Source organism: Sphingomonas sp. CFBP 13720, from assembly GCF_014842075.1.
Lineage (GTDB): Bacteria > Pseudomonadota > Alphaproteobacteria > Sphingomonadales > Sphingomonadaceae > Sphingomonas.
The window spans coordinates 153,132-179,288 of the sequence record NZ_JACYVA010000002.1; the positions used below are offsets into that span (position 1 = coordinate 153,132).

30 protein-coding genes are annotated in these 26,157 nt (G+C 66.7%); 16 read left to right on the forward strand and 14 right to left on the reverse strand.

Features of this window, described 5'->3' with window-relative positions; all coding sequences use genetic code 11:
• Positions 1–60 precede the first annotated feature (60 nt).
• Complete coding sequence (locus IFT55_RS05845; protein ID WP_192090012.1) at positions 61–1,503, reverse strand: FAD-binding oxidoreductase; 1,443 nt, start codon at positions 1,501–1,503, stop codon at positions 61–63.
• A 76-nt stretch (positions 1,504–1,579) separates the two neighbouring features.
• On the opposite strand from IFT55_RS05845, the gene IFT55_RS05850 reads away from it, so the two are divergent.
• The 4 genes from IFT55_RS05850 (at position 1,580) to IFT55_RS05865 (ending at position 5,170) form a co-directional block, all read left to right on the forward strand.
• A complete protein-coding gene (locus tag IFT55_RS05850) occupies positions 1,580–2,068 on the forward strand; it encodes a hypothetical protein (protein WP_192090014.1) in 489 nt (162 codons plus the stop codon).
• A gap of 96 nt (positions 2,069–2,164) precedes the next feature.
• Positions 2,165–3,628 (forward strand): DEAD/DEAH box helicase, encoded by a 1,464-nt coding sequence (locus IFT55_RS05855; RefSeq protein ID WP_192090019.1) that lies wholly within the window; start codon positions 2,165–2,167, stop codon positions 3,626–3,628.
• Positions 3,629–3,631: 3 nt separating this feature from the next.
• Entirely contained in the window at positions 3,632–3,838 is a 207-nt protein-coding gene (locus IFT55_RS05860) for a DUF1289 domain-containing protein (protein WP_192090021.1), read from the forward strand.
• A gap of 63 nt (positions 3,839–3,901) precedes the next feature.
• Entirely contained in the window at positions 3,902–5,170 is a 1,269-nt protein-coding gene (locus tag IFT55_RS05865) for an SDR family oxidoreductase (RefSeq protein WP_192090023.1), read from the forward strand.
• A 47-nt stretch (positions 5,171–5,217) separates the two neighbouring features.
• Here IFT55_RS05865 and gmk read toward each other — a convergent pair whose 3' ends face one another.
• The 6 genes from gmk to IFT55_RS05895 all read right to left on the reverse strand — a co-directional run bounded on the left by gmk (position 5,218) and on the right by IFT55_RS05895 (position 8,737).
• Complete coding sequence (gene gmk, locus IFT55_RS05870) at positions 5,218–5,868, reverse strand: guanylate kinase (protein ID WP_192090025.1); 651 nt, start codon at positions 5,866–5,868, stop codon at positions 5,218–5,220.
• Positions 5,869–5,952: 84 nt separating this feature from the next.
• Positions 5,953–6,159: a hypothetical protein gene (locus IFT55_RS05875; RefSeq protein WP_192090027.1), complete on the reverse strand. Its 207-nt coding sequence runs from the start codon at positions 6,157–6,159 to the stop codon at positions 5,953–5,955.
• Positions 6,156–6,374: a hypothetical protein gene (locus IFT55_RS05880; protein WP_192090029.1), complete on the reverse strand. Its 219-nt coding sequence runs from the start codon at positions 6,372–6,374 to the stop codon at positions 6,156–6,158. The genes IFT55_RS05875 and IFT55_RS05880 overlap by 4 nt, the downstream gene beginning before the upstream one ends.
• 56 nt (positions 6,375–6,430) lie before the next feature.
• On the reverse strand, positions 6,431–7,819 hold the full coding sequence (gene fumC / locus IFT55_RS05885) for a class II fumarate hydratase (RefSeq protein ID WP_192090031.1): 1,389 nt from the start codon (positions 7,817–7,819) through the stop codon (positions 6,431–6,433).
• 22 nt (positions 7,820–7,841) lie between these two features.
• Positions 7,842–8,258 carry a GNAT family N-acetyltransferase gene (locus tag IFT55_RS05890; protein ID WP_192090033.1) on the reverse strand — a complete coding sequence of 139 codons (417 nt, stop codon included), beginning with the start codon at positions 8,256–8,258 and terminating at the stop codon, positions 7,842–7,844.
• Entirely contained in the window at positions 8,255–8,737 is a 483-nt protein-coding gene (locus IFT55_RS05895; protein ID WP_192090035.1) for an SspB family protein, read from the reverse strand. The genes IFT55_RS05890 and IFT55_RS05895 overlap by 4 nt, the downstream gene beginning before the upstream one ends.
• A 79-nt stretch (positions 8,738–8,816) precedes the next feature.
• Between IFT55_RS05895 and hisB the strand changes: the two genes are divergently transcribed.
• From hisB to IFT55_RS05935, 9 genes are all read left to right on the forward strand, one after another.
• Positions 8,817–9,404 carry an imidazoleglycerol-phosphate dehydratase HisB gene (gene hisB, locus IFT55_RS05900; RefSeq protein WP_192090037.1) on the forward strand — a complete coding sequence of 196 codons (588 nt, stop codon included), beginning with the start codon at positions 8,817–8,819 and terminating at the stop codon, positions 9,402–9,404.
• Positions 9,404–9,709, forward strand: coding sequence for a YciI family protein (locus tag IFT55_RS17185; RefSeq protein WP_249403623.1), 306 nt, complete (start codon positions 9,404–9,406; stop codon positions 9,707–9,709). The genes hisB and IFT55_RS17185 overlap by 1 nt, the downstream gene beginning before the upstream one ends.
• On the forward strand, positions 9,706–10,305 hold the full coding sequence (hisH, locus tag IFT55_RS05905; protein WP_342029240.1) for an imidazole glycerol phosphate synthase subunit HisH: 600 nt from the start codon (positions 9,706–9,708) through the stop codon (positions 10,303–10,305). The genes IFT55_RS17185 and hisH overlap by 4 nt, the downstream gene beginning before the upstream one ends.
• Complete coding sequence (hisA, locus tag IFT55_RS05910; RefSeq protein ID WP_249403624.1) at positions 10,293–11,051, forward strand: 1-(5-phosphoribosyl)-5-[(5-phosphoribosylamino)methylideneamino]imidazole-4-carboxamide isomerase; 759 nt, start codon at positions 10,293–10,295, stop codon at positions 11,049–11,051. The genes hisH and hisA overlap by 13 nt, the downstream gene beginning before the upstream one ends.
• Entirely contained in the window at positions 11,048–11,812 is a 765-nt protein-coding gene (hisF, locus tag IFT55_RS05915) for an imidazole glycerol phosphate synthase subunit HisF (RefSeq protein WP_192090041.1), read from the forward strand. Before hisA ends, hisF begins: the two co-directional genes overlap by 4 nt.
• A 79-nt stretch (positions 11,813–11,891) precedes the next feature.
• A complete protein-coding gene (locus IFT55_RS05920) occupies positions 11,892–12,107 on the forward strand; it encodes a hypothetical protein (RefSeq protein WP_192090784.1) in 216 nt (71 codons plus the stop codon).
• 1 nt (position 12,108) lies between these two features.
• Positions 12,109–12,426 (forward strand): phosphoribosyl-ATP diphosphatase, encoded by a 318-nt coding sequence (locus tag IFT55_RS05925; protein WP_192090043.1) that lies wholly within the window; start codon positions 12,109–12,111, stop codon positions 12,424–12,426.
• Between the two features lie 5 nt (positions 12,427–12,431).
• Complete coding sequence (locus tag IFT55_RS05930; protein ID WP_192090045.1) at positions 12,432–12,809, forward strand: histidine triad nucleotide-binding protein; 378 nt, start codon at positions 12,432–12,434, stop codon at positions 12,807–12,809.
• Between the two features lie 106 nt (positions 12,810–12,915).
• Positions 12,916–14,481: an amino acid permease gene (locus tag IFT55_RS05935; protein WP_192090047.1), complete on the forward strand. Its 1,566-nt coding sequence runs from the start codon at positions 12,916–12,918 to the stop codon at positions 14,479–14,481.
• Between the two features lie 101 nt (positions 14,482–14,582).
• Here the strand turns inward: IFT55_RS05935 and IFT55_RS05940 are convergent, their stop codons facing one another.
• Complete coding sequence (locus IFT55_RS05940) at positions 14,583–15,581, reverse strand: adenosine kinase (RefSeq protein WP_192090049.1); 999 nt, start codon at positions 15,579–15,581, stop codon at positions 14,583–14,585.
• Between the two features lie 119 nt (positions 15,582–15,700).
• Between IFT55_RS05940 and IFT55_RS05945 the strand changes: the two genes are divergently transcribed.
• The gene (locus tag IFT55_RS05945) at positions 15,701–16,429 is read left to right on the forward strand and encodes an EI24 domain-containing protein (protein ID WP_192090703.1); all 729 of its coding nucleotides are present in this window, start codon (positions 15,701–15,703) and stop codon (positions 16,427–16,429) included.
• Positions 16,393–16,770, forward strand: coding sequence for a hypothetical protein (locus IFT55_RS05950; protein ID WP_192090051.1), 378 nt, complete (start codon positions 16,393–16,395; stop codon positions 16,768–16,770). Before IFT55_RS05945 ends, IFT55_RS05950 begins: the two co-directional genes overlap by 37 nt.
• Positions 16,771–17,989: 1,219 nt before the next feature.
• Here IFT55_RS05950 and IFT55_RS05955 read toward each other — a convergent pair.
• The 3 genes from IFT55_RS05955 to IFT55_RS05965 form a co-directional block, all read right to left on the reverse strand.
• Positions 17,990–18,268, reverse strand: a complete 279-nt coding sequence (locus IFT55_RS05955) for an integration host factor subunit beta (protein ID WP_192090053.1) — start codon at positions 18,266–18,268, stop codon at positions 17,990–17,992.
• A gap of 164 nt (positions 18,269–18,432) precedes the next feature.
• On the reverse strand, positions 18,433–20,145 hold the full coding sequence (gene rpsA, locus IFT55_RS05960) for a 30S ribosomal protein S1 (RefSeq protein WP_192090055.1): 1,713 nt from the start codon (positions 20,143–20,145) through the stop codon (positions 18,433–18,435).
• 593 nt (positions 20,146–20,738) lie between these two features.
• Positions 20,739–22,418, reverse strand: coding sequence for a DEAD/DEAH box helicase (locus IFT55_RS05965; protein WP_192090057.1), 1,680 nt, complete (start codon positions 22,416–22,418; stop codon positions 20,739–20,741).
• 100 nt (positions 22,419–22,518) lie between these two features.
• Between IFT55_RS05965 and IFT55_RS05970 the strand changes: the two genes are divergently transcribed.
• On the forward strand, positions 22,519–23,097 hold the full coding sequence (locus IFT55_RS05970) for a hypothetical protein (RefSeq protein ID WP_192090059.1): 579 nt from the start codon (positions 22,519–22,521) through the stop codon (positions 23,095–23,097).
• 458 nt (positions 23,098–23,555) lie between these two features.
• On the opposite strand, the gene nadA is transcribed toward IFT55_RS05970, so the two are convergent.
• Genes nadA through IFT55_RS05985 form a run of 3 tightly spaced genes read right to left on the reverse strand, consistent with a single transcriptional unit; the run spans position 23,556 to position 26,144 of the window.
• Positions 23,556–24,554, reverse strand: a complete 999-nt coding sequence (gene nadA / locus IFT55_RS05975; RefSeq protein ID WP_192090061.1) for a quinolinate synthase NadA — start codon at positions 24,552–24,554, stop codon at positions 23,556–23,558.
• A 31-nt stretch (positions 24,555–24,585) separates the two neighbouring features.
• Positions 24,586–25,302 (reverse strand): DUF4230 domain-containing protein, encoded by a 717-nt coding sequence (locus IFT55_RS05980; RefSeq protein ID WP_192090063.1) that lies wholly within the window; start codon positions 25,300–25,302, stop codon positions 24,586–24,588.
• Positions 25,287–26,144 carry an MBL fold metallo-hydrolase gene (locus IFT55_RS05985; protein WP_192090065.1) on the reverse strand — a complete coding sequence of 286 codons (858 nt, stop codon included), beginning with the start codon at positions 26,142–26,144 and terminating at the stop codon, positions 25,287–25,289. The genes IFT55_RS05980 and IFT55_RS05985 overlap by 16 nt, the downstream gene beginning before the upstream one ends.
• Positions 26,145–26,157 lie beyond the last annotated feature (13 nt).

A 26,157-nucleotide genomic window follows, 5' to 3' on the forward strand; every position in this document is an offset into this window, starting at 1 on the left:
TAGGGTCCGGTCTTCGTCGCGCCGGACGTTCGCCCCCCCGGGCGAACCTCGCCGCTCCGTCTATTTGGTGGCGACGGCGGGCGCAAGCGGTACGAGTTTGCCGGGATTGAACAGGCCATGCGGGTCCAGCCCGGTCTTGATGGCACGCAACGCCGCCAGTCGCGCGGCGGGGCCAAGCCGTTCCAGTTCCTGCAACTTCATCTGCCCGATCCCGTGTTCGGCCGAAATCGATCCGCCGGTCGCGACCACCGCATCGTGCACGAACCGCGTGATGCGCGGTGCATCGTCGCGATACCAGCCAAAAGGATCGGCACCGACGGGCGCGCGAACATGGAAATGGACGTTGCCGTCGCCAAGGTGTCCGAAGGCGGTAGCGTGCGATCCGGCGAACGTCCGTTCCGCCGATGCCGCCATTTCGACCATGAAGCGCGGCATCGCATCGACCGGGACCGAGATATCGAACTGGACCGCCGGTCCGGTCGACTTTTCCGCCGCCGACAAGGTGTCGCGCAACCGCCAGAACGCCTCCGCCTGCGCTTCGCTCGCGGCCAGCGTCGCATCCTCGACCAGCCCGGCGTCCAGTCCTTGCGCCAGCAGCGTTTCCAACAACGGCGCGGGCGGCGTCTCCCCCGGTCCCGCCACCGCCTCGATCAGCACGTGCCAGCGATGCGGGCCGGCAAGCGGTGTCCGGGCCCCCGGAAGATGCGCGACCGCCAGTGCCAGCGTGTCCGCCGGAATGATCTCGAACCCCTCGATCCGGTCGGTGCCGGCCTGCATGTCGCGCAGCAGGTCCAGCGCGGCCTGCGGGTCGCGCACCCCTGCCCACGCCACTGCCCGTTCGGCGATGGCAGGCACCAGCCGTAGCGTAGCGGCGGTCACGATGCCCAGCGTCCCTTCCGCACCCACCAGCAACTGCGTCAGATCGTATCCGCGATTGTCCTTGGGCAGCACGGCCAGTCCGTCATGGACCGAACCGTCGGGCAGTACGGCTTCGAGGCCCAGCACCAGCCGGCGCATATTGCCCCAGCGCAACACCTGCGTTCCGCCGGCATTGGTCGATACCAGCCCGCCGACCGTCGCGCTGCCGCGCGCGCCCAGCGTCAGCGGAAAACGTCGGCCCGCTCCCGCTGCCGCTTCGTGCAGATGCTGAAGGATCATGCCGGCCTCCGCCACCGCCCAGCCGTCGCCGATCGTGCGCAGCCGGTCCATGTGCCGCAACGACAGCAGCACCGCCGATCCGTCGGCCGGCGGCGTCGCTCCGCCGACCATCGACGTATTGCCGCCCTGCGCCACGATCGGCACGCGGTGCCGCGCCGCCAGCCGCACCAGTCCCGCGACCGTCGCGGTATCGCGCGGTTCGAACAACGCCGCGCTTTGCCCATGAAAGCGTCCGCGCCAGTCGGTGAGCCACGGGGCGATGCGATCGGCATCGGTGGTCACGACACGATCGCCCCATGCGGCGCGGGCATCGGACACCATGGCGGAAACGGACGTGTGGGTCATGTCGACGCGGCTAGCACCGACACCCCCTTGCCGCCAGTTCATCCCCGGTTAAAACCAGCGTGACGATGATGAACCCGTGAGTATCCTGCCGCTCCCCGCTGCGACCATGTTGTTGCTGATGCTGACGCTTCCCGGCGCGGCGCAGCGACGGCCGGCCAGCGCACCGTCCGTGCCACAGGGAGTCACGACGATCCGTACTGAAATACGGGTCCAACGCATGGTCGTTCGCGTGCCGCGCGCGCCGTTCGCGTCCGCCGCATACAGTTCGCCGCGTCCGCTGCCGCCGATCCAGTGGGTCGAAAAACATGCCGACCGATGCGTACCGATCCAGGATCTGGCGGCGGTGACGGTCACGCGCACTGACAGCGTCGATCTGTTGCTCAATGGTGGCAAGCGGTTGCGTGCGCGGTTGGCGGACGATTGCCCCGCGCTCGATTTCTATGCCGGCCTGTATCTGAAACCAACCGGCGACGGAAAAATGTGTGCGTCGCGCGACGTCATCCGTTCGCGATCGGGCGGACAATGCCGGATCGCGACCTTCCGCACGCTGGTCCCGGCACGCTGATACCGCCGTCGGGTTGACTTTTTACCGGTTTTCGCCGACGCGCGGTCCGGTTTATCGGAGCGACGGTGTCGTGCGCTCCCCAATTCTGGAATCGCAATGACCTTCGCCGATCTCGGCCTGTCCGACGAACTGCTGCGTTCCGTCAACGACTCGGGCTATACCGAGCCGACGCCGATTCAGGCGGCAGCGATCCCGTCGGTGCTCATGATGCGCGATCTGGTCGCGATCGCGCAGACGGGAACGGGCAAGACCGCGTCGTTCGTGCTGCCGATGATCGATATCCTGGCACAGGGGCGCAGCCGGGCGCGCATGCCGCGATCGCTGATCCTCGAACCGACGCGCGAACTGGCTGCGCAGGTCGCGGAGAATTTCGAGAAGTACGGCGCGAACCACAAGCTGTCGATGGCGCTGCTGATCGGCGGCGTATCGATGGGCGACCAGCTGGCCGCGCTGGAAAAGGGCGTCGACGTCCTGATCGCGACGCCAGGCCGGTTGATGGACCTGTTCACGCGCGGCAAGATCCTGCTGAACGGCTGTTCGCTGCTGGTGATCGACGAAGCCGACCGGATGCTCGACATGGGGTTCATTCCCGATATCGAGGAAATCTGCACCAAGCTGCCCAAACAGCGACAGACGTTGCTGTTTTCGGCGACGATGCCGCCGCCGATCAAGAAGCTGGCCGACAAGTTCCTCGACAATCCCAAGACGATCGAGGTGTCCCGCCCCGCATCGACCAACCTCAACATCGCCCAGCACCTCGTCCACGTCGCCGCCGCGAAGAAGCGCGACGTGCTGCGCACGCTGCTCGCAAACGAGGATGTCCGCACCGCGATCATCTTCTGCAACCGCAAGACGACGGTGCGCGAACTGAACAAAGTGCTGCAACGCGCCGGGCTGCGATCGGCCGAGATCCATGGCGACATGGACCAGTCGTCGCGCATCGCCGAACTCGACCGGTTCAAGCAGGGCGACGTAAACATCCTCGTCGCGTCCGACGTCGCCGCGCGCGGGCTGGACGTGAAGGGCGTGAGTCATGTCGTCAACTTCGATGCGCCGTGGCACCCCGATGATTACGTCCATCGCATCGGTCGTACCGGGCGTGCGGGTGCGACCGGCGTCGCCTATACCTTCGTGACCGCCGACGATGTCGAGAACATCGCCAACATCGAAAAGCTGACCGGACAGAAGATTCCGGTGCTCGACATGGGCAATGCGCCAGCCGAACCGGTCGCCGCCGAGCCTGTCGAGGAAGCGCCCCGCCGCCCACGCCGCGAACGTGCCGCCGCGCCGGTCGAGGAAGCGCGCCCGCCCCGTCGCGAACGCGAAACCACCCCGGTCGAGGAAGCCCGCCCGCCGCGCCGCGAACGCGAGCCTGCGCCGGTCGAGGAAGTCCGCGCACCCCGCCGCGAACGCGACGATCGCCTCCGTCGCGAGGACACGCGTCGCGAAGAACCGCGTCGCGACGAACGTCCCGCGCGCTATGTGCAGCAGGACGCACCCGACGATGGCGGCTGGAACGGCCCGATTCCGGCATTTCTGGGCATCCGCCTCGGCAACTGACCGATGGACGACGATCCGTTCGAGGCCGTCTCTCCCGTCGCGGTCGAAAGCCCCTGCACCTTGGTCTGCGCGATAGACGGCGATACCGGCTGGTGCTTCGGCTGCGGTCGTACGCGGGACGAGATCGCCGGGTGGACGGCGTTCGACGTGGCGCAACGACGCGCGGTGATGGCGACGCTGCCTGAACGGATGGCGATACTCGACGCCTGAACCCCGGACCTTGCGGACGATCCGCGCGTTACGCCGCCGATCGTCCGTTCCGGGAGAATTGATATGGCCGTCACGCTCAAACCATTGTCACAACAGGTAATTGTCATCACCGGTGCGTCGTCCGGCATCGGCCTTGCGGCCGCGCGCCGTGCGGCACGGGCGGGGGCCAAGGTCGTGCTGGTCGCGCGCAACGAAGACGCACTGGTCGAAGCGGTCGAATCGATCCGCCTGCGTGGCGGTCGCGCAACGCATCTCGCGATCGACGTCAGCGAAGCAGGCGCGCCCGAAAAGATCGGTCAGGTCGCGCACGATACGTTCGGCGGGTTCGATACCTGGGTCAACGACGCCGCCGTCGCGCTGTATGCCGACCTACTGGATACCGGCATCGACGAACAGCGCCGCGTGTTCGACGTCGGTTACTTCGCGACGGTCGCCGCGTCGCTGTATGCGGCCGAGCGGCTGACCGCGCGCGGGGGCGGCGCGATCATCAATCTCGGTTCGATCCTGTCGGATCGGTCGGTCCCGAAACAGGGTGCGTACAGCGCGATGAAGCATGCGGTGCAGGGCTTCACGGAATCGTTGCGCATGGAAATCGAATCCGATGGCCGACCGGTGTCGGTAACGCTCGTCAAGCCGGCAGGGATCGACACCCCGTATCCCGAGCATGCACGCAACCGGATGAGCAAGCCCGCGCGCATCCCGCCGGTGGTCTATGATCCCGAACTGGTGGCCAAGGCGATTTGCTTTGCCGCCGAACATCCCAAGCGCGACCTGACCGTCGGCGGCAGCGGGCTGTTCATGACGAAGATGAGCAACCTGATGCCACGCAGCGCCGATCGGGTGATGGAAGCGTTCTTCGGCGAAACGGCACAGTCGATCGACCAGCCTGCCGAAGCCGCCGCGCGCGACAATCTGTTCGAACCGCGCGCCGATGGTCGCGAACGGTCGAACAAGGACATGTACGTCCGCAAACAGAGCCTTGCGCTCGAAGCGCAGATGCGGCCGTGGACGACGCTGGCCATTCTGGGCGGGGTCGGTGCGGCGGCGGGGATGCTGCTGTCTCTGCGCGGATCGAGTGCGAAACGTCCGGTGGCGCTGTTGCCCGCACCTGATGGCGGTGCGCATCAGGCCGACGGCACCGATGCGTCCGCGTCGTTCGCGGCGGGGATTGCCGACGAAGGCACCGTACCGGGCATGGGAGGAACGCTGGACACCGGCAACGTCGCGCTCGACCATGCGGTGGCACCCGACGAACTGCGCTTTTCGGAACGCCCCGATGGTGCTGCGGTCGCGCCGAATGCCGACGACATTCGCGTCGTCGAGCCGAACTGACATGGCTCCGCCGTCCCGGCACCGACCGGGGCGGCGGAAACCGTCGTTCAGTGCATCAATTTGCGGATGAAGCCGATCAGTCCGGTCTGCCGCGACCGCTTGAGCCGTTCGGCGGCGAGGATCGTCTGCACCTTGCGGAAGCAGGCCTCGACATCGTCGTTGACGAGGACATAGTCATAGCCGTCCCAGTGGCTGACCTCTGCGGCGGCCCGCGCCATGCGGCGGTTGATGACTTCGGTGGTGTCGGTGTTGCGCGCGATCAGCCGCTGATGCAGCTCGGCCATCGACGGCGGCAGAATGAAGACGCGCACTACATCGCCCCCGGCGATCTGGAACAACTGCTGCGCACCCTGCCAATCGATATCGAACAGCACGTCCTTGCCCGCATGCAGCATCGCATCGACCGGCGCGCGGGGGGTGCCATAGCGATTGTCGAAGACATGCGCCCATTCGAGAAATTCGTGGTCCGACGCCATGCGCCGGAATTCCTCGATATCGACGAAATGATAGTCCCTGCCATCGACCTCGCCCTCGCGCGGCGCGCGGGTGGTGGCCGACACCGACATCGACAGTTCGTGTTCGGCAGCCAGCAGCTTGCGGGCGATCGTCGATTTGCCCGCGCCCGATGGCGAGGAAAGGACGAACAGCACGCCGCGGCGCTTGAAGCCATGCTGGTCGGAATCTGTCGATTGGGTCATGGCCGCGCCTGATGGCGCGGGGGCGGGCGCCTCGTCAAGGGCCGCCCGCCGAGAAAGGGGCGCGACACCGCGCCCCGTCATCGTTCAATAGCCGCGCGTACCCTTGCCCAGCTTGCGACGATCATACGCCTTCTTGGCGACATAGCCGCCGCCGAGGATCATGCCGAGCGGCCCCATGCGGCGCAGCGCGCTGCCCGCGACCCAGCCCATCGCCGCGCCCTTGGCACCGCCAGCGCCATCGCGCCGGTCGATCTGGCGTCCGACCAATGCCCCGATAATGCGTCCGATCATGCTCCGTCCTCCTGTCCGAAAAGTTGGTCTTTCAATTCGCCCGCGCCGCGCAACACGGCCCAGCCGACCGCCCAGGTAATGGCCAGCGGAACGACGACCTTCAGCACGTTCGCGAGGACCGCACCCTTGATGGCACCGTCGAAGCTCGAATCGTCGTCGCCGCCCATATTGTCGATAACGCCGCCGACCAGCGCGCCTATCGTCGTCGCACCCATAACCTGACCCTCACATGGTTGTGCGGGTACAGCGCAGCAGCACAGCAGCGGTTCCGTCAGCCGATCATCGTTTCGGGGCGTACCAGCCGGTCGAACGTCGCATCGTCGACCAGCCCCAGCGCGAGTCCGGCTTCGCGCAGCGTCAGCCCTTCGTTGTGGGCATGTTTCGCGATCTTCGCCGCATTGTCATAGCCGATTTCCGGCGCCAGTGCGGTGACCAGCATCAGCGACCGGTCGACCAACTCGGCGATGCGGGTACGGTTCGCCTCGATCCCGTCGACGCAGCGTTCGGCGAAACTGGCCATGCCGACACTCAGCAGATCGATCGACCGCAGCACGGCCGCGCCGATCAGCGGCTTGAACACGTTGAGTTCGAGATGCCCCTGCATCCCGCCGACCGTGACCGACAGGTGATTGCCCATCACCTGCGCCGCGACCATCGTCAGCATCTCGCACTGCGTCGGATTGACCTTGCCCGGCATGATCGAGCTGCCCGGTTCGTTTGCGGGCAGTTCCAGCTCACCCAGTCCCGATCGCGGCCCCGACCCCAGCAAACGAATGTCGTTGGCGATCTTGGTCAACGCCACCGCCAGCGTGTTGAGCGTCCCCGACAGATGGACCAGCGGATCGTTCGACGCCAGCGCCTCGAACTTGTTCTCCGCGGTAAAGAACGGCAGCCCCGTGATCGTCGCGATTTCCTGCGCGATATCGGTGTCGAACCCCTTGGGGGCATTCAGCCCGGTGCCCACCGCCGTCCCGCCCTGCGCCAGCTGGTACATGCCGTGCCGCACCGCCGGTACGATACGCGCACGGCACCGGTACAACTGGTTCGCATAGCCCGAAAATTCCTGGCCCAGCGTGACCGGGGTCGCATCCTGCAAATGGGTGCGCCCGATCTTGACGATATCGGCCCATTCCCTGGCCTTCGCCTCCAGCGCCGACTGCAACCGGTCGAGCGCGGGGAACAGCGCGTCCTCACACGCGCGGGCGGCGGCGATGTGGAGCGCGGTAGGGAAACTGTCGTTGGACGATTGGGCGCGGTTGACGTGGTCGTTGGGATGGACCGGCGACTTGCCGCCGCGAGTGCCCGTCAGCACCTCGTTCGCGCGACCCGCGATCACTTCGTTCACGTTCATGTTGCTCTGCGTACCGCTGCCGGTCTGCCAGATCACGAGCGGGAACTGGTCGTCCAGCCGGCCCGCCACGACTTCGGCCGCCGCCGCGTCAATCGCGTCGGCGATCTCGCCGGGAAGGCCGTGACGGCGGTTCACCCGCGCCGCTGCCTGTTTGACGATCGCAAGGGCATGGACGATCCCGATCGGCATGCGCTCGGTCGCGGCGAACGGGAAATTCTCGACCGATCGTTCGGTCTGCGCGCCCCAGTAGGCGTCGGCGGGAACCTCGATCGGGCCGATCGAGTCGGTTTCGGTGCGGGTATCGGTCATGAGCGATCAACCTTTCGCGTCGTCAGTCGATCCGTTTCGACAGGAAGAAGCGGTAATGGCCCGGCGGGAAATCCGCGATCTTGCCATAGGTGGTGTAGCCCAGCTTTTCGTAGAAGCCGCGCGCTTGAAAGCTGAACGTATCGAGCCAGATGCCGACGCAGTCGTCCGCCCGCGCCTCCGCCTCCGCACGCAGCATCAGGTCGCGGCCGACCCCCTGCCCCTGCATCGCGGGTGGCAGCGCGAGATATTCGACGAACAACCAGCGATAGCCGATCCGGCCCCACAGGCCGCCGACGATCGCGCCCGCATCGTCGCGCACGACGATCGCGACCTGTCGGCGCGGGCTGGGTCCGACCGCCGCATCGTTGTGCGCGACCAGTACCGCGAGGATCGCGTCGCGCTCCGCCTCACCGGGCGTGGCGACGACCTCGATCGTCACTTGCGCCGCTTGAAGTCCACTGCGACGACGTTCGATCCGTCTTCCGACGTGGCGATGGGCGTGTCGTTTTCAGGCGGATCGTGCGGGTCGGGGGTGCAGTTCGGATCTTCGTTCGCGGGGAAACGGAGTTCGAAATTGACGGCCGGATCGTGAAACCCGGTGATCGCGGCAAAGGGAATGTTGAGCGTCGACGGGATGCCGCCGAACGACAGACCGACCGAGAAGCGCGTTTCGTCGACCGTCAAATCCCAGAAGCGATGCTGGATGACGATCGTCATCTCGTCAGGGAAGCGTTCGATCAGCCGGCGGGGGATATCGACGCCGGGCGCCTGCGTACGGAAGGTGATGTAGAAATGATGCTCGCCCGGCAGCGCGCCGGTGGCCGCCACCTGGCCCAGCACGCGGCCGACGACGGCGCGCAGTACCTCCTGCACGATTTCGTCATAGGGGATCAGGCTGTCGGCGACGGGTGGGCTCATGCGCCCTTGGGTAGCGCGGTTTGCGGTCGGGTCAAGATTCGTTGCGTTGCATGCCCTGTGCCCTGCGCTATGGGGAGGCATGCGCACCGCGACCATTGCCCGCAAGACCAGCGAAACGTCGATCGACGTCACGGTCAACCTCGACGGCACCGGCGTCTATGACGTTCATACCGGCGTAGGCTTCTTCGATCACATGCTCGAACAATTGTCGCGCCATTCGCTGATCGACCTGACCGTGCGGACGGTCGGCGACCTGCATATCGACGAACATCACACGGTCGAGGATACCGGCATCGCGATCGGCGAGGCGTTCGCACGGGCGCTGGGGGACAAGCGCGGCATCCGCCGGTACGGCGACGCGTTGTCGCCGATGGACGAGACGCTGACCCGCGTCGCGCTGGATATTTCCGGCCGGCCTTGGCTGGTGTGGAAGGTGCGCTTTTCGCAAGCGCGGCTCGGCACGATGGATACCGAGATGTTCGAGCATTTCTGCCACAGTTTTGCGCAGGCGGCCGGCATCACGCTGCACGTCGAGACGCTGTACGGCACCAACAACCACCATATCGCGGAAAGCATCTTCAAGGGTCTTGCCAGGTCGCTGCGCACCGCGACCGAGATCGATCCGCGCAAGGCCGATGCGATCCCGTCGACCAAGGGAGTCCTGTGATGGTATCGCGTCCGATGCAGCCGATGTGTCTTGCCATGCTGACCTATGTGAAGCCGTTGGACGAGGTCGACGTCCATCGTGCGGCGCATGTCGAATGGATAAAGGCGGCGATGGAGGCCGGCGTCATGCTGCTGGCCGGGCGGCGCGATCCGCCGACGGGCGGCGTGCTGCTGTTCCGGGGCGAAGCGGACGCGGTGGCCAAGGTCGCCGATACCGATCCGTTCGTGGTGAACGGCGTGGCGACCGTCGAGGTCGTGGCGTTCACCGCGACGCTGGCGACGGAAGCGGTCGGCGCGCTGCTGTGATCGCGCTGATCGATTACGGCGCGGGCAATCTGTATTCCGTCGCCAACGCGCTGAGGGCGGCGGGCGCGCGCGACCTGACCATCACCGCCGACCCCGACGTGGTTCGCGCAGCCGACCGGATCGTGTTGCCCGGCGTCGGCGCATTCGCGGCCTGTATGGGTGGGCTGGCGGCGATCCCCGGCATGGTCGAGGCGCTGTCCGACCGCGCGCTGCGTGGCGGGGTGCCGTTCCTTGGCGTCTGCGTCGGCATGCAGTTGCTGGCGACCACCGGCGAGGAATTTGGACACCACGCCGGCCTCGGCTGGATCGAAGGTACGGTACGGCGGCTGCCCCCCGCCCCCGGCATCGCGGTGCCGCATATGGGCTGGAACGACGTGGTTCCGGCCCAGCCGCATCCGATGATCGTGCCGGGCGAGGCGTATTTCCTGCACAGCTATGGCTTCGATGGCGACGCGGTGCTGGCGACGACCGATCATGGCGGGCCGGTGACAGCGGCGATCGGCCGCGACAATTTGTTGGGCGTGCAGTTCCACCCCGAAAAAAGCCAGCGCTACGGCATCGCGCTGTTGGAAAGGTTCCTCGAATGGCGTCCATGATATCCGGCGCGGCGACGCGCACCGGTGGCCTGACCATCTTTCCCGCGATCGATCTGAAGGCCGGACAGGTCGTCCGGCTGGCGGAAGGCGATATGGACCGGGCGACCGTCTATGGCGACGATCCGGCGCATCAGGCGACGTTGTTCGCGGCGGCGGGCGCGGATCACCTGCACGTTGTCGATCTGGACGGCGCGTTCGCGGGGCAATCGGTCAATGGCGACGCGGTGGCCGGGATCGTCGCGGCGTTTCCGGGTCGCGTACAGCTGGGCGGTGGCATCCGCAGCCGAGCGAATGTCGAACGCTGGATCGCGCTGGGGGTGGCGCGGGTGGTGATCGGCACCGCCGCGCTGGAAGACCCCGATTTCGTACGCGAAGCGGCGGCGGCCTTTCCCGGACAGGTGGTGGTGGCGGTCGACGCACGCGACGGACTGGTCGCGACGCGCGGCTGGGCCGATGTTTCGGATGTGAGCGTGGTCGATCTGGCCCGCCGGTTCGAGGATGCGGGCGTCGCCGCGCTGCTGTTCACCGATGTCGGTCGCGACGGCCTGCTCAAAGGGTGCAACGTCGCCGCGACCGCCGCGCTTGCCGCAGCGGTGGCGATCCCGGTCATCGCCAGCGGCGGGGTGGCCGATATCGGCGATATCCACGCGCTGAAAGGCAAGCCGGGAATCGAAGGCGTCATCACCGGACGCGCGCTGTATGACGGGCGGCTGGACCTGGCCGAGGCCATCCGGGTCGCGGCATGACCGTCCGGGTCCGGGTCATCCCGTGTCTGGACGTCCATGCCGGGCGGGTGGTCAAGGGGGTCAATTTCGTCGCGCTGCGCGATGCCGGCGATCCGGTGGAACAGGCGCGGGCCTATGACGCGGCGGGCGCGGACGAACTGACCTTTCTGGACATCGGTGCCAGCCATGAGGGGCGCGAAACGATCCTAGACGTGGTGCGGCGCACGGCGGAGGTGTGTTTCATGCCGCTGACCGTCGGTGGCGGGGTGCGATCGGCGGAGGATGCGCGCGCGCTGCTGCTGGCCGGGGCGGACAAGGTGGCGGTCAATTCCGCCGCCGTCGCGCGCCCCGAACTGGTCGCCGATATCGCCGCGCGGTTCGGCAGCCAGTGCGTCACTGCATCGGTCGATGCACGGCGCGTGGGCGAACGGTGGGAGGTGTTCACCCATGGCGGACGACGCGCGACCGGCATCGACGCGGTCGAACATGCGCTGAGACTGGCCGATCTGGGCGCGGGCGAATTGCTGGTCACGTCGATGGACCGCGACGGCACGCGCGACGGCTATGACCTCGACCTGATCCGCACCATCGCCGATCGGGTCGCGGTGCCGGTGGTCGCATCGGGGGGCGTCGGCACGTTGGCACATCTGGTCGACGGCGTGACGATCGGCCATGCCAGCGCCGTGCTGGCGGCATCGATCTTTCATTTCGGCGAAGCGTCGGTGGCCGATGCGCATGCCGCGCTCGCCACGGCCGGGGTGCCGGTCCGCTCGCATGGGTGATACGGGCCCAAAGGTCACGAAAGTCACACCCGTGCGCATGTGCGGCACGGCCGGCATTTGGGGCAATCGGAAGCGGACGATGCAAAGAGCGGGCGCGACTATCGGCGCCGCATCGCCTGTAGGAAAGTGGTTTTCCGCCGTCGCCGCGATCGCCGCCGCTACGCCCGCCATCGCCGCGCATTCGGGCGTGATCGCGCCCCGGACCGGGTTCGCATGGTCCGATGTCGCGGCATTCGTGGCATTCGTCTTCATGATCGTGCTGGCCCGGCGCGCGATCCGCAAGCGCAAGGACTGACATGGACGCCCTCGACCACCTAGAATCCGTCATAGCCGGCCGGATCGGCGGCGATCCCGCGCAATCCTATGTCGCGAAGCTCCATGCGAAGGGCACGGCCAAGATCGCGCAGAAGGTCGGCGAGGAAGCGGTCGAATGCGTCATCGCGGCGATGGCCGACGATCGCGACGGGCTGGTCGGCGAAGCGGCGGACCTGTTGTTCCACCTGCTGGTACTGCTCGCCGATCGCGGCATCGCGCTGGACGACGTGCGCGCCGAGCTGACCCGCCGCGACGGATTGTCGGGCATCGCCGAAAAAGCCGGACGCGCCAAGGAGTAAGCCCCATGCCGATCGACGCCACCCACCCCTATGATGACGACAACATCTTCGCCCGCATCCTGCGCGGCGAGATACCGGCGAAGCGCGTGTACGAGGATGCGTTCGCCGTTGCGTTCCACGACATCGCCCCGCAGGCACCGGTCCACCTGCTGGTGATCCCGACCGGAGCCTATGTGTCGTGGGACGATTTTTCGGCACGGGCGAGCGAGGCGGAGATCGCCGGCTATATCCGCGCGATCGGCCATGTCGCGCGCGAACACGGGCTGGTCGAACCGGGATACCGCCTGCTCGCCAATATCGGCGCGCATGGCGGACAGGAGGTGCCGCACCTGCACGTCCACCTGTTCGGCGGAAGGCCATTGGGCATCATGCTGTCGCAATAGGACAGCTTTGTTGCACGAAAGGAATTGCACGGTTCGCATTTCGGGGTAGCATCCGGCCATTCACAAGAGCGTCGGCGCAACAGCGCGGCGCATGGGGGATCGCTTCATGATATTCGGGCGCGTCAAGCCACTCGACGCCATTCTCGCCGCCGCCGAAAAAAAGGCCCTGCCCCGCACGCTGGGCGCATTCCAGCTGACGTTGTTCGGTATCGGATCGGTCATCGGCACCGGCATCTTCGTCCTGACCGCCGCCGGCGCGCAAAAGGCGGGACCGGGGCTGATGCTGGCTTTCGCCATCGCGGGCGCGATCTGCGTGGTTGCCGCTTTGTGCTATGCCGAGATCGCGTCGATGATCCCGGTCGCCGGGTCGGCTTATACCTATACCTATTCGGTGATGGGCGAATTGCTCGCCTGGACCGTGGGGTGGGCATTGGTCCTTGAATATGCCGTCGCGGCGTCGGCGGTGTCGGTCGGATGGTCCGGCTATTTCTCCGGTACGATCCTGAATGAATTTATGGGGATACAGCTTCCCGCGTTCCTTGCCGGCGGTCCGCTGGCGCTGGGCGGGGTCGAAGGCGGGTTCATCAACCTGCCCGCAGTCATCATCGCGCTGCTGGTCACCGCGCTGCTGATCGTCGGCACCAGCGAAAGCGCCAAGTTCAACGCGGTGCTGGTCGTCATCAAGGTGGTCGCGCTGACCACGTTCATCGCGCTGACCCTGCCATCGGATCAGTTCAGCGCCAGCCGGTTCAACCCGTTCCTGCCCGCCGGGGTCTTCGGCGGATGGGGCACGGGGGTGGGCGCGGTCGGTGCCGCCGCCACGATCTTCTTCGCCTATGTCGGGTTCGACGCGGTGTCGACCGCCGCCGAGGAAACGAAGAACCCCCAGCGCAACGTGCCGATCGGCCTGATCGGGTCGTTGCTCTTCTGCACCGTGTTCTACATCCTCGTCGCCGCCGGCGCGATCGGCACGATCGGTGGCCAGCCGCTGGGTCTGAACGGCTTCATCACCAACGGCGAAGTCCCCTTCGCCGCCGGATCGGCCGAACTGGCACGCCAGTGCGCGATGCCGCAATATGCCGACGCGCTGGTGTGTTCGAAGGAGGCGCTGGCGCATGTGCTGCGCGAGATCGGCTTCGGCAAGGTCGGCAACATGCTGGGCATCGCGGCGTTCGTCGCACTGCCGTCGGTCATCCTCGTCCTGTTGTTCGGACAGACGCGCATCTTCTTCGTGATGGCGCGTGACGGGCTGCTCCCCGAACGGCTGAGCAAGATCCATCCGAAGTGGAAGACGCCCTATGTCGTGACCGCGATCACCGGCGGCGCGGTAGCGTTTGCCGCCGCGTTCCTTCCGGTCGGGCAGTTGGCGGATATCGCCAATGCCGGCACGCTCTATGCGTTCATGATGGTCGCGATCGCGGTGCTGATCCTGCGGTTCACCGAGGCCGACCGGCCGCGTGCGTTCCGCGCGCCGCTGATCTGGTTGGTGGCGCCGGCGACGATCGCTGGCTGTATCTTCCTGTTCTTCAACCTGCCGCTCGATGCGATGCTGGTGCTGCCCATCTGGGGCGCGGTCGGGCTGGTCGTGTATTTCCTGTACGGATATCGCACGAGCCATATCGCCAAGGGCATAGTCGAAGTGCCGACGGACGACGTGTTCGACGTGAAGTAAGCGCAGCACGACAGATATGCGAAAGGCCCGGAAGGTGACTTCCGGGCCTTTTTCGTTGGCCGGTGCGTCCGCCGCTGGCGGCGGACGCGATGGATCGGCGCTTATCCCAGCTTCGCTTCGACCAGCGCCTTCAGGTCGACCGCCGGACGCGCGCCATAGTGCGAGATGATCTCCGCCGCGCACAATGCGCCCATCCGCAGCGAGCGTTCGACGTCATAGCCCTGCGCCTGTCCGTGCAGGAACCCGGCGGCGAACAGGTCGCCGGCACCGGTGGTGTCGACGAGCCGGTCGATCGGTTCGGCGGGAACGGTCGTGCGTTCGCGGCCGGTCACCGCGATCGCGCCATGTTCGCCGCGCGTGACGACCAGCACCGGCACCTGTCCGGCGACCTGCTCCACCGCCGCGTCGAAGTCGTCGACCTGCGCCAGCGCGAGCAGTTCGTTTTCGTTGGCGAACAGGATGTCGATCTCGCCATCCGCGATCAGGCGGCGGAAGTCGTCGCCGTGGCGCGAGATGCAGAAGGTATCGCTGAGCGTGAACGCCACCTTGCGGCCCGCGTCACGCGCGATGCGGATGCCGGCGCGCATCGCGGCGCGCGGTTCTTCCGGGTCCCACAGATAGCCTTCGAGATACAGGATCGCGCCGCTGGCGATCAGATCGGCGTCCAGCGCGGCTTCGGGCAGGAACTGCGATGCGCCGAGAAAGGTGTTCATCGTCCGTTGCCCGTCGGGCGTGACGAAGATCAGGCAGCGTGCGGTGGTCGGCTCGCCGCTGCGCACCGCCGTGTCGAACCGGATGCCAGCCGCGCGAATGTCGTGCGCGAACACGGTGCCGAGCTGATCGTCGGCGACCTGGCCGATGAAGCCGCATTTGCCGCCCAGCGCGGCGATGCCCGCGACGGTGTTGGCGGCGGAACCGCCCGATACTTCGCGGCCCGGCCCCATCTTCGCATAGAGCGCGTCGGCATCGTCGGGCGAGAAGACGAGTTGCATCGACCCCTTGGTCATGCCCTGTTCGGCAAGGAAGGCGTCGTCGGATTGCGACAGGATATCGACGATGGCATTGCCGATCGCGACGACGTCGAGGGTGGGTTCGGTCAAGCGGGTTCTCCACGGGAAACGCGCGGCCGGTGGCGGCGCGGGCTGGTTCGCGCGTTAGCCAGCGGCGCGGGGGCAGGCAAGGCTTGCGCGGCAGCGCGCCGGGCCGCATCGTGATCCGCATGATCGAGGCGTTCTTCCTGTCGGTGTCGCAACTGGGCGACCGGGCGTTCCTGCGTGTGCTGGCGAAATCGCTGGCGGTAACGATCGCGGTGCTGCTCGCCATCGGGGGAGCGCTAGCGTGGGGCGCACGCTGGGTTGCGCGCGACGGGTTCGGGCTGGGCGACCATGCGGGCACGCTGGCGGCAATCGGTGCGACGCTGGCGGCGGTCGCGCTGGCGTGGCTGTTGTTCCGGGTGGTGGCGATCGCGGTGATCGGCATCTTCGCCGACGATGTGGTCGAGGCGGTCGAGGCGCGGCATTATCCCGCCGCGCTGGCGACCGCGAAGCCGGTGCCGTTCGCGCACAGCATCGCGTCGGGGCTGCGATCGGCGCTGCGGGCGGTGCTCGTCAACCTGCTGGCATCGCCGCTATATCTGGTGCTGCTGTTCACCGGGATCGGGACGCCGGTCGCGTTCTTCGTCGTCAATGGCTGGCTGTTGGGTCGCGACCTGTCGGACATGGTCGCGGCGCGGCATCGCAGCGCTGCGGCGATGCGCGCGGATCGCGCGGCGGGGCGCGGGGGACGGTTCGCGCTGGGGCTTGCCGGGACCGGGCTGCTTATGGTTCCGTTCGTCAACTTCGTCGCGCCGTTACTGGGGGCGGCGATGGCGACGCACCTGTTCCATCGGCGTCGCGCAACAGGGGAAACGAATTGCGTACCGCCGCCACCGCCATCCTTGCCGGCCTGACGCTGGGTGCCTGCGCCACGACCGGGCCGGTCGTACGGCAGAACGCGGTGCCGGTGCCGCCGCCGCCTACCTATGGCACGGTCGGGCTGGAGCGGGTGATGGGGCAGAATGCGATCGCGCTGACGCAATTATTCGGTCCGCCCGCGCTCGACCTGACCGAGGGGCCGGGCCGCAAGGTGCAGTTCGCGTCGGATATCTGCGTACTCGACGCCTATCTCTATCCGCCGGCCAGCGGGGGCGTGCCGATCGTCCGCCATGTCGATTCACGGCAGCGCATCGGTGCGCCGATCGACCGGGCGAGTTGCGTCGCGGCACTGACCCGGGCCAAGGGCGGGCGGTAGGCGACAGCAAACGGCCAGCGGCTGGTCCGGGCCTTCCGACGCCGGCTCGCCTCGCTTGTCGGGAGAATTGCAATTCGACTGGCGGCGCGAGGAGACAGCAATGCCATGACAGCCGATCGAACCCGTCCCGCCGGACAGGGGGTCGCACCAGAAGCGGTGACGGTTCGTGCAAACTGGTCCGGGACGGTTTCGGACCCGTTTTCCGGTCAATGATGCCGGAAACACGCGGGGGAATGGGTCCGCCGGGCAAGATCGTCGAAGCGGCCGGGACTGATCGGCAGCGCCGTCAGATTACTGTCCGATGCCCAATCCAGTGGTGGTTGCAGTGGAACCAGACAGAAGAGCAGCGCGGTCCATGTGCGGATCGCTCCCTCCGCAACGGTCGCTGCGACGAGGCCGGAACAGGGGCGACGTTGTCCGATTACGAGCCGCTCCTGCGCGCGGGTCGTTGCGGCGATACCGGAGTGAAGGCAGCATTGTCCGATTACGGACCGCTCGCCGCGCGGGGAGCGTGGCAGCGGACCGGGATCGAGGGGCAACGCCGTCCGATCACGGTTCACTCCCCAACCCAATGTGATTGCGGAAGAACCGGGCAGAAGGGCAGCGCGGTCCGGTACCGATCGCTCCCTTTGCAAGGGTCGCTGCGACGAGGCCGGAACAGGGGGCGACGTTATCCGATTACGCGCCGCTCCCGCGCACGGGTCGTTGCGGCGATACCGGTAATGAGGGCAGCATTACCCGATTACGGCCCGCGCCCCGCTCACGGATCGTCCCAGCGGGACCGGGATCGAGGCGGATCGACATTCAGCGAAAATTGGCCTTCTTTCGTCACCCCGGACCTGTTCCGGGGGCCACCTTACCGCCGAAGATGTGGAACAAGGCTCAACCGCCGACGATCACCGCACGATAGACCCCGGAACAGGTCCGGGGTGACGGTCGCCGGGGGCGCCATCGCGCTGAATATCGGTTCTTCCTAGGACAACGCCGTCCGATTACGGTTCGCTCCCCAAGCAACGGTAGTTGCAGCGGTATCAGGACCAAAGGCGAACGCTGTCGGAAAACGATCTGCCGGTCGCGAGACGATCGATCGACACCGAACGACGATGCGGCATCGTCGGACACCAAGATTACAGAACGGTCGAATGGGCAGGAACGATGCGTCGAGCGATCGGGACCATATCGATGATCGACTACGGCCCGGCGGGTCGCCCGTATCGCGTCAGACGTTCAGCCGCGCGCGCATTTCCTTGCCGGGCTTGAAGTAGGGCACGCGCTTGGCGTCGACTTCGACCGATTCGCCCGTGCGCGGATTGCGGCCGGTGCGGGCGTCGCGATCGCGCGTCGAGAAGGCACCGAACCCGCGCAGTTCGACCCGGCCGCCGGCGCGGAGCTGTTCAACGATTGCATCGAAGAACCTCGCGACGATGCGTTCGGCGTCGCGAACGGGCAGGTCGGGGTGGTCCTGCGCGATCAATTGCACGAGTTCCGAACGGATCATTATGCCCCCAGCTGCGACAAGTCGTTGCGAACGGTATGTTTTCTACTGAATACCGATTTTCCGATTTAATCTAAATCTATCGATTTCTGCAATCGATCTTTCGTACGAAAAACGGGACGCCCCTTTCGGAACGTCCCGCTTTACAACCGCCAAAGGGCGCTTGCTTACTTCTGCTCGGTGCGCGCCTTGAGCGCTTCGCCGAGGATGTCGCCCAGCGACGCGCCCGAGTCGGACGAGCCATACTGCGCCACGGCCTGCTTCTCTTCGGCGATCTGCATCGCCTTGATCGAGAAGGTCGGCTTCTTCGAACGATCGAAGCCGGTCACCAGTGCGTCGAACTTCTGGCCCACCTGGAACCGCTCCGGACGCTGCTCGTCGCGATCGCGACCCAGATCGGTGCGCTTGATGAAGCCGGTGGCGCCATCGTCGCCCTGCTGCACTTCGAGGCCCGCGTCGCGGACTTCAAGGACGGTCACGGTGACGATCGCGTTCTTGTTCAGACGATCGCCTGCCGCTGCCTGGCCGCCAACGACCGGGCCGCCACGCTCAAGCTGCTTCATGCCGAGCGAGATGCGCTCCTTGTCCGGCTCGACCGCCAGCACGATCGCCTGGACGGTTTCGCCCTTGCGATGCAGGTTCAGCGCGTCTTCGCCCGAAATGCCCCATGCGATATCCGACATGTGAACCATGCCGTCGACATCGCCGTCCAGACCGATGAACAGACCGAATTCGGTCGCGTTCTTGACTTCGCCCTCGACGGTCGAACCGACCGGATGCTCTTCGGCGAAGCGATCCCACGGGTTGGCCTGAGCCTGCTTGAGGCCCAGCGAGATGCGGCGCTTGTCCTGATCGACTTCCAGCACGATGACGTCGACTTCCTGCGAGGTCGAGACGATCTTGCCCGGATGGACGTTCTTCTTGGTCCACGACATTTCGCTGACGTGCACCAGACCCTCGATGCCCGGCTCCAGTTCGACGAACGCACCATATTCGGTGATGTTCGTGACGCGGCCGGACAGCTTGGCACCGATCGGATACTTCGCGCCGGCGCCATCCCACGGATCGCTCTCAAGCTGCTTCATGCCCAGCGAGATACGCTGCGTGTCGCGGTTGATGCGGATGATCTGGACGCGGACGGTATCGCCGATGTTCAGCACTTCGCTCGGGTGACCGACCCGCTTGTAGCTGAGGTCGGTGACGTGCAGCAGGCCATCGATGCCGCCGAGGTCGACGAACGCACCATAATCGGTGATGTTCTTGACCACGCCCTCGATGATCTGACCCTCGGCGAGGCTGAGGATCAGGCCCGAACGCTGCTCTGCGCGGGTTTCTTCCAGCACGGCGCGACGCGATACGACGATGTTGCCGCGCTTGCGGTCCATCTTCAGGATCTGGAACGGCTGCGGAATGTCCATCAGCGGCGTTACGTCACGCACCGGACGGATATCGACCTGCGAACCGGGCAGGAACGCCACGGCACCCGACAGGTCGACGGTGAAGCCCCCCTTGACCCGGCCGAAGATGACGCCTTCGACGCGCGCGGTCTTGGCGAATTCGGTTTCCAGCTTGTCCCATGCGGCTTCGCGGCGGGCGCGGTCGCGGCTGAGCATCGCTTCGCCGTTCGCATTCTCGACGCGGTCGACATAGACCTCGACTTCGTCACCGACCTTCAGTTCGGCCTTCTGGCCCGGCGCGGCGAATTCGCGCAGCGGCACGCGGCCTTCGGACTTCAGGCCGACGTCGATGACGGCCAGATCATTTTCGATACCCGTGACGGTGCCGATGACGACGCGGCCTTCGAAGCTTTCCGAAGCACCGAACATGTCGTCGAGCATGGACGCGAAATCGTCGCGAGTGGGATTTGCCGTGCTGGCCATAAAATCCTTGATTCCTAGTACACTATGTTCCGGCCGGCCGGTTGTGTCCGGCGGTCTTTGACCGGGATTGCCGTGGGTGCCGAATGCAGTCCACGGCGTCCGGCGAACGCTGTCGTCGCGAAAGGCAACCCCGTCATGCGGAAAGGGCGCAAGCGCCCGGCCTTCGCGAGTCCTGCTCGTCGAACCGCCGCGCCATACGCCTTCGGTGACCGTTGCGCAATGTTCGGGGTGCAGGAAGTTGCTGTGCTGTCGGGCAGGTCGGGTAGTTTGTCAGGTGGCGCGCAGGAAGAAGGGGTTCACGCCGGGGCGCGGAGACGCGGTGAGAAAAGAAGGCGACATTTCGTACCCGGCGGCACGCGCCATCAGCGGCCCTAGAAGACGCCGGACCATGGTCGCGAGATCAAGGCCTGTGGCAAGTTGGCACGTAGCGCCATTCCTGGCCTGTTCCCTCTACTTATCTCCGCGCCTTCGCGCCTTCGCGCCTTCGCGTGAAAACACTTTCTCCACCCGTTCCCCAAAAACGGAAAAAGGGCAGGAAACCGGCCAACCCGGTTCCCTGCCCTCCCCCTTCGGCACCTGACCTGCGTCAGCGCCTAGTTTCGCGAACGGCCGCCCGGACGATAAGGCTTGGCGGCGTGGCGCGGCGGTCCGCCGGCCGGGCGACGCGCCGGTGCGTCGGGCGGACCGGCCATCTGTTCGAACATGAGGTCGTCGTCTGGCGTCGCCGTCCGCTTGACCGATGCGATGAACTTCGCAGCGACCGCCTTCGGAATCTCGAACGCCGATTCCTCGTTGCCGATACGGATCGCACCGATCTCGGTCTTGGTGATGTGTCCGCGACGGCACAGCAGCGGCAGCAGCCAGCGCGGATCGGCATTGTGCCGGCGACCGACGTTCATGCGGAACCACACCGTATCCTCGAACCCGGCGCGCGGGCCTTCCTGCCGCTCGCGCCGTTCGGGGGCACCGCCCGCCGACAATTCCTCGGGAGCGGGCAGCTTGGCACGCAGTGCGCGGACCAGCAGCGCGGCGACGTCCTCGGCCGATTTTTCGGTCAGCAGCCGTGCGCCCAGTTCGCGATCGGCATCGTCGAATTCGACCGGTTCGGCCAGCTTCGCCAGCAGCCGTTCGCGATCGGCGGCATGGATTTCCTCCGGGGTTGGCACGCCGATCCATTCGGCGTTGATCTTCGCGTCGCGCAACAGCATTTCGACGCGGCGACGACGCTGGAACGGCACGATCAGCGCGGCGATGCCCTTCTTGCCCGCGCGGCCGGTCCGGCCCGACCGGTGCTGCAACGCTTCGGCATCGCGCGGCAGTTCGACGTGCACGACGAGGCTGAGCGACGGCAGATCGATGCCGCGCGCCGCCACGTCGGTCGCGACGCATACCCGCGCCCGGCGATCGCGCAGCGCCTGCAACGCATGGTTGCGCTCCGATTGCGAATGCTCGCCCGACAATGCGACGGCATCGAAGCCGCGTTCGACCAGATTGGCGTGCAGATGGCGCACCGCCTCACGCGTGGCGCAGAACAGGAACGCGGTATCGGGTTCGTGCAGGCGCAACAGGTTGACGACGGCATTTTCGATGTCGTTCGGTGCGACGGTCATCGCCTGATACGCGATGTCGCCATGGCCGCGCTCGGCCTCTCGCGTGTCGATGCGGAAGGCGTCGCGCTGATACCGCTTGGCCAGCGCGACGATCGGCTTCGCCAGCGTCGCGGAGAACAGCATCGTCCGGCGTTCGGCAGGCGTCCGGTCGAGAATCCCTTCGAGATCCTCGCGGAACCCCATGTCGAGCATCTCGTCGGCTTCGTCGAGGATGGCGACCTTCAGCGTCGACAGGTCGAGCGCGCCGCGTTCGAGATGGTCGCGCAGACGACCCGGCGTGCCGACCACCATATGGACGCCGTGCGACAGGTTGCGCCGTTCGCGCGCGGCATCCATGCCGCCCACGCACGATACGATGCGCGCGCCGGTCGGACCGTACAGCCACTGCAATTCCCGCGCGACCTGCAACGCCAATTCGCGGGTCGGGGCGATGGCCAGCGCCAGCGGCTTGCCCGCACGCGGCATCTGGCCGTCTTCGAGCAGGTCGGCCGCCATGGCAATGCCGAAGGCGACGGTCTTGCCCGATCCGGTCTGCGCGGACACCAGCAGGTCGCGCCCTTCGGCATCGGGGGTGAGGACGGCCGCCTGTACGGCGGTCGGGGCTTCGTAACCGCGCGCGGATAGCGCCGCGGCGAGCGGTTCGGGCAACTTCGAGAAAGGCATGAAGTGCCAAATGGCGCGTAATTGCGGCTACGGCAAGGCCGGTCGCGTTGTTCGTCGGCTTTGTGTAGGGTAATCCTGACCGGATTCGGGAGGCAAGACGATGATCGCACGGCGGTTTTGGACGGGCGCATGCCTGTCGCTCTGCATTTGCTCCGGTGCGATCGCCGCCGACCCGCCGCGCGTCAGCTGGGGCAAGGCCGGCGTGGGTATCGACCAGTACCGCAGCGATGCCGTCACCTGCGGCCGCGCCGGACTGGCGACCGACGTCGCCGACATGAAGGCGGTCAAGACGCTGATTTCCGCGTCGCGGCAACTCGACGCCGTCCTCGAAAACAGGGGATCTGGCGGCGGGGGCGCGCCCCCTGCGCCGTCGGCGGGCGGCATGCTGGAGATCGATCCGGCCGCGCTCAACACCGCGCAGCAGGTGTCGCGCATCACCGAAGGCGCCAATCCCCGTGCCCGGTTCCGCGAAGTCCGCACCGCGCTGCAGACGACGACCGATAGCTGCCTCACCGAACGCGGCTATGTCCGCTTCAACCTGACCCGGGCGCAGCGCGAACGGCTGGAACGACTGAAGCGCGGCACACCCGAACGCCACGCCTATCTCCATGCACTGGCCAGCGACGCCGACGTGCTGGCGCGGCAGCGTGCGACGGTGGAGGTCGTGCCGGTCGACTGATTTCGAGTCCGGGCCGGCGTAGTGAACTGGTCGGCTACAGTGACCGCGCGCCGGGAGCGGATCGACGTTCGACGCGATGGCATCCCTGCGGACTGCGCGACCGTCACTCGGGACTTGGTGCGAGGTCCGCCGTGCGGCGATCGTTGGCGGTCGAACTTCTTTCAGCGTCGCTGGCGTTCAGGTGGCCTCGGAACAGGTCCGGAATGACGACGTGCCGCCGATCTCCGCCGCATGTCGATCCGGTCGCATCGAGCGTGTGTTTCGCTCACCTGCCAAGGCCTCAATCGATCCACCCGGCAAGGTCAGGGTTCCGTCGAAAAGCGGTATAGATGGCGCATGTCGGGCGGACCAGCGCCCTTCCGACCGGGCCCTGCCGGGGAAACGAAGGTCGATCGCCGATCCGGCCCGAACGCGTTTAGAGCCGATCGACGTTCCCCCAACTAGCGGAGCGCAGGCCGTCACCCGCCCGCGCGCAACGGTCCGAGATCGCCCAGCCCGACGGTTCCGCTGGCCATCGCCAGCATCCGGTCGAGCGACACCTTCGCCTTCAGCCGCAGATCCTCGGCGATCTCGATCCGCGGGGTCAGGTCGCGCAGCGCGATGTACAGCTTTTCCAGCGTGTTAAGCGCCATGTACGGACAGATGTTGCAGTTGCAGTTCCCGTCCGCGCCGGGCGCGCCGATGAACTGCTTGTGCGGCAGTGCCTTTTCCATCTGGTGGATGATGTGCGGCTCGGTCGCGACGATCAGCGTGTCGCCGGGAAAATCGGCGGCATAGGCGAGGATGCCGCTGGTCGATCCGACATAATCGGCATGGTCGAGGATGATCGCGGGACATTCGGGATGCGCCGCGACCGGCGCGCCCGGATGTTGCGCCATCAGCTTGAGCAGTTCGGTTTCCGAGAACGCCTCGTGCACGATGCATACGCCGGGCCACAACAGCATCTCGCGCCCGGTCTTGCGCGTCAGATATCCGCCCAGATTGCGGTCGGGACCGAAGATCACCTTCTGGTCGGCGGGCAATTGCGACAGGATCTTTTCGGCGGACGACGACGTGACGATAATGTCCGACAGCGCCTTCACCTCGGTCGAACAATTGATGTACGTCAGCGCGATGTGATCGGGATGCTGTGCGCGGAACGCCGCGAACTGATCGGGCGGGCAACTGTCCTCCAGCGAACAGCCGGCATCCATGTCGGGCAGGATCACGGTCTTGTCGGGCGACAGGATCTTCGCGGTTTCGGCCATGAACCGCACGCCGCAGAACGCGATGACGTCGGCATCGGTCGCCGCCGCCTTGCGGCTGAGATCGAGGCTGTCGCCGACGAAATCGGCAAGGTCCTGAATCTCGGGCCGCTGGTAATAATGCGCGAGGATCACCGCGTTGCGCTCACGGCGCAGACGGTCGATCTCGGCGAGCAGGTCGGTGCCGGTGGGCAATTCGGTACGTGCGTTCATGCGCTTGTCCTATCGTCGCCGGGGCGGCTTGTCATTGCCGATTGCCGATCACGTCGGCGGGCCGCGCGGAAACGTCCCAGCGTTCACCGTTCGGCATGCTGCGTTCCGCCGGAAAGGTGACCACGACCCGCGCATCGCCCATGCCGGCGGCGGCCAACGGTGCGCCGAGCAGTCGGGCGAGATTCGTCCTTGCCATTTCGCGTGCCTGCGCCAGCCGTTCGGGACTGCGCGCTTCCGCCCGCGCCTTGCCCTGCGCCGCCGCCGATACCCGCTGTGACAGAGCGGCCGCCGCGTCGCGCGTCACGAACATGCCCTGCGTGCGTACCAGCGTCCGTGCCGCTTCGTCGACATTGGCGTCGGCGACAGTCACGTCGGGCGCGTCGACCACCAGCGTGCGTGTATCGGGCGACCAGCTCAACTGCCCTTCGCCGATACCGGACACATCGACGAAATAGTCGACCGAATACGGCATCTTGACCACCTGATCCGATCGCAGCCAGCCGAAGCCGCGCACGTCGCTGGCGGTCGCCTGCAACGTCCCCGACAGCGATGCGACCTTCAAGCTGCTCGTCCCCGCCAGTCGTGCGGTGATGACGCGCGTCACCGCGTCGCCGGTGTCGGCTTCGGTCGTGACGACATAGCGTTCGGTGTAGTTGCGATAGCCCAGCCACACGGCGGCGGCGATCCCGATCGCCACCACCAGCGCGACGATCGTGCGCGCCACGCCGGGCCTCAACCGCGCACCCATGCCGCCCCCTCCCGCGCCACGATCCCGCGCCGTTCCATGTCGATCAGATGCGCCAGCACCGATCGTCCCGCGGCACCGTGGAGCCGGGGGTCGAGTCCCGCATACATCGCGGCGACCATCGCGGGCACGTCGCGCACCCCGCGTTCGACCGCGCGCGCGATCTGGCCTTCGCGCAGCTTGCGATGGCCCAGCATGCTGCGCACCAGCCGCCGGGGATTGTCGACCAGATCGCCGTGCGCGGGGTAATAGACCCGGTCCTCGCGCGCCAGCAGCCGGTCGAGGCTGGCCATATAATCGCCCATGTCGCCGTCGGGCGGCGACACGATCGTCGTCGACCAGCCCATGACATGGTCGCCGCTGAACAACGCCCCGGTTTCGGGCAGCGCGAAGGCGAGATGGTTCGACGTGTGTCCCGGCGTGGCGACCGCGACCAGCGTCCAGCCGTCGCCCGCCACCGCCTCGCCATCGTGCAGCACGCGGTCGGGGCGATAGTCGATATCGAACGCCGCATCGGCGCGCGGGCCGGGATCGTCCATCGTCAGCGGCGCGCAGCCGATGATCGCCGCGCCGGTCCGTGCCGCCAGCGGCGCCGCCCCCGGACTATGGTCGCGGTGCGTATGCGTACACAGGATCGCCGCAACTGGCCGTCCCGCCACGGCGCCGAGGATCGCGTCCAGATGTGCGTCGTCGACCGGTCCCGGATCGATCACCGCCACCGCCCCCACCCCGCCGACGACGAAGCTCTGCGTCCCCGTATGGGTATAGGGCGACGCATTGGGCGCGAGCACGCGCGTCACCAGCGGTTCGAGCGTCTGCGCGACGCCGGGGGAGGTTTCGGCCATTGCCGGCGGAGAT

Excerpts from the sequence above, each read along its gene's own strand:
- IFT55_RS05880 (WP_192090029.1), bottom strand. The coding sequence starts at position 6,374 with ATGGGTGCGACGACGATAGGCGCGCTGGTCGGCGGCGTTATCGACAAT.
- gmk (WP_192090025.1), bottom strand. The coding sequence starts at position 5,868 with ATGACCCAATCGACAGATTCCGACCAGCATGGCTTCAAGCGCCGCGGC.
- IFT55_RS05945 (WP_192090703.1), top strand. The coding sequence starts at position 15,701 with ATGATCGAGGCGTTCTTCCTGTCGGTGTCGCAACTGGGCGACCGGGCG.
- IFT55_RS05985 (WP_192090065.1), bottom strand. The coding sequence starts at position 26,144 with ATGGCCGAAACCTCCCCCGGCGTCGCGCAGACGCTCGAACCGCTGGTG.
- IFT55_RS05980 (WP_192090063.1), bottom strand. The coding sequence starts at position 25,302 with ATGGGTGCGCGGTTGAGGCCCGGCGTGGCGCGCACGATCGTCGCGCTG.
- hisB (WP_192090037.1), top strand. The coding sequence starts at position 8,817 with ATGCGCACCGCGACCATTGCCCGCAAGACCAGCGAAACGTCGATCGAC.
- IFT55_RS05845 (WP_192090012.1), bottom strand. The coding sequence starts at position 1,503 with ATGACCCACACGTCCGTTTCCGCCATGGTGTCCGATGCCCGCGCCGCA.
- IFT55_RS05895 (WP_192090035.1), bottom strand. The coding sequence starts at position 8,737 with ATGAGCCCACCCGTCGCCGACAGCCTGATCCCCTATGACGAAATCGTG.
- IFT55_RS05930 (WP_192090045.1), top strand. The coding sequence starts at position 12,432 with ATGCCGATCGACGCCACCCACCCCTATGATGACGACAACATCTTCGCC.
- IFT55_RS05925 (WP_192090043.1), top strand. The coding sequence starts at position 12,109 with ATGGACGCCCTCGACCACCTAGAATCCGTCATAGCCGGCCGGATCGGC.
- IFT55_RS05855 (WP_192090019.1), top strand. The coding sequence starts at position 2,165 with ATGACCTTCGCCGATCTCGGCCTGTCCGACGAACTGCTGCGTTCCGTC.
- IFT55_RS05965 (WP_192090057.1), bottom strand. The coding sequence starts at position 22,418 with ATGCCTTTCTCGAAGTTGCCCGAACCGCTCGCCGCGGCGCTATCCGCG.
- fumC (WP_192090031.1), bottom strand. The coding sequence starts at position 7,819 with ATGACCGATACCCGCACCGAAACCGACTCGATCGGCCCGATCGAGGTT.
- IFT55_RS05875 (WP_192090027.1), bottom strand. The coding sequence starts at position 6,159 with ATGATCGGACGCATTATCGGGGCATTGGTCGGACGCCAGATCGACCGG.
- IFT55_RS05955 (WP_192090053.1), bottom strand. The coding sequence starts at position 18,268 with ATGATCCGTTCGGAACTCGTGCAATTGATCGCGCAGGACCACCCCGAC.
- IFT55_RS17185 (WP_249403623.1), top strand. The coding sequence starts at position 9,404 with ATGGTATCGCGTCCGATGCAGCCGATGTGTCTTGCCATGCTGACCTAT.
- IFT55_RS05920 (WP_192090784.1), top strand. The coding sequence starts at position 11,892 with ATGCAAAGAGCGGGCGCGACTATCGGCGCCGCATCGCCTGTAGGAAAG.
- IFT55_RS05860 (WP_192090021.1), top strand. The coding sequence starts at position 3,632 with ATGGACGACGATCCGTTCGAGGCCGTCTCTCCCGTCGCGGTCGAAAGC.
- nadA (WP_192090061.1), bottom strand. The coding sequence starts at position 24,554 with ATGAACGCACGTACCGAATTGCCCACCGGCACCGACCTGCTCGCCGAG.
- hisF (WP_192090041.1), top strand. The coding sequence starts at position 11,048 with ATGACCGTCCGGGTCCGGGTCATCCCGTGTCTGGACGTCCATGCCGGG.
- rpsA (WP_192090055.1), bottom strand. The coding sequence starts at position 20,145 with ATGGCCAGCACGGCAAATCCCACTCGCGACGATTTCGCGTCCATGCTC.
- hisA (WP_249403624.1), top strand. The coding sequence starts at position 10,293 with ATGGCGTCCATGATATCCGGCGCGGCGACGCGCACCGGTGGCCTGACC.
- IFT55_RS05935 (WP_192090047.1), top strand. The coding sequence starts at position 12,916 with ATGATATTCGGGCGCGTCAAGCCACTCGACGCCATTCTCGCCGCCGCC.
- IFT55_RS05970 (WP_192090059.1), top strand. The coding sequence starts at position 22,519 with ATGATCGCACGGCGGTTTTGGACGGGCGCATGCCTGTCGCTCTGCATT.
- IFT55_RS05865 (WP_192090023.1), top strand. The coding sequence starts at position 3,902 with ATGGCCGTCACGCTCAAACCATTGTCACAACAGGTAATTGTCATCACC.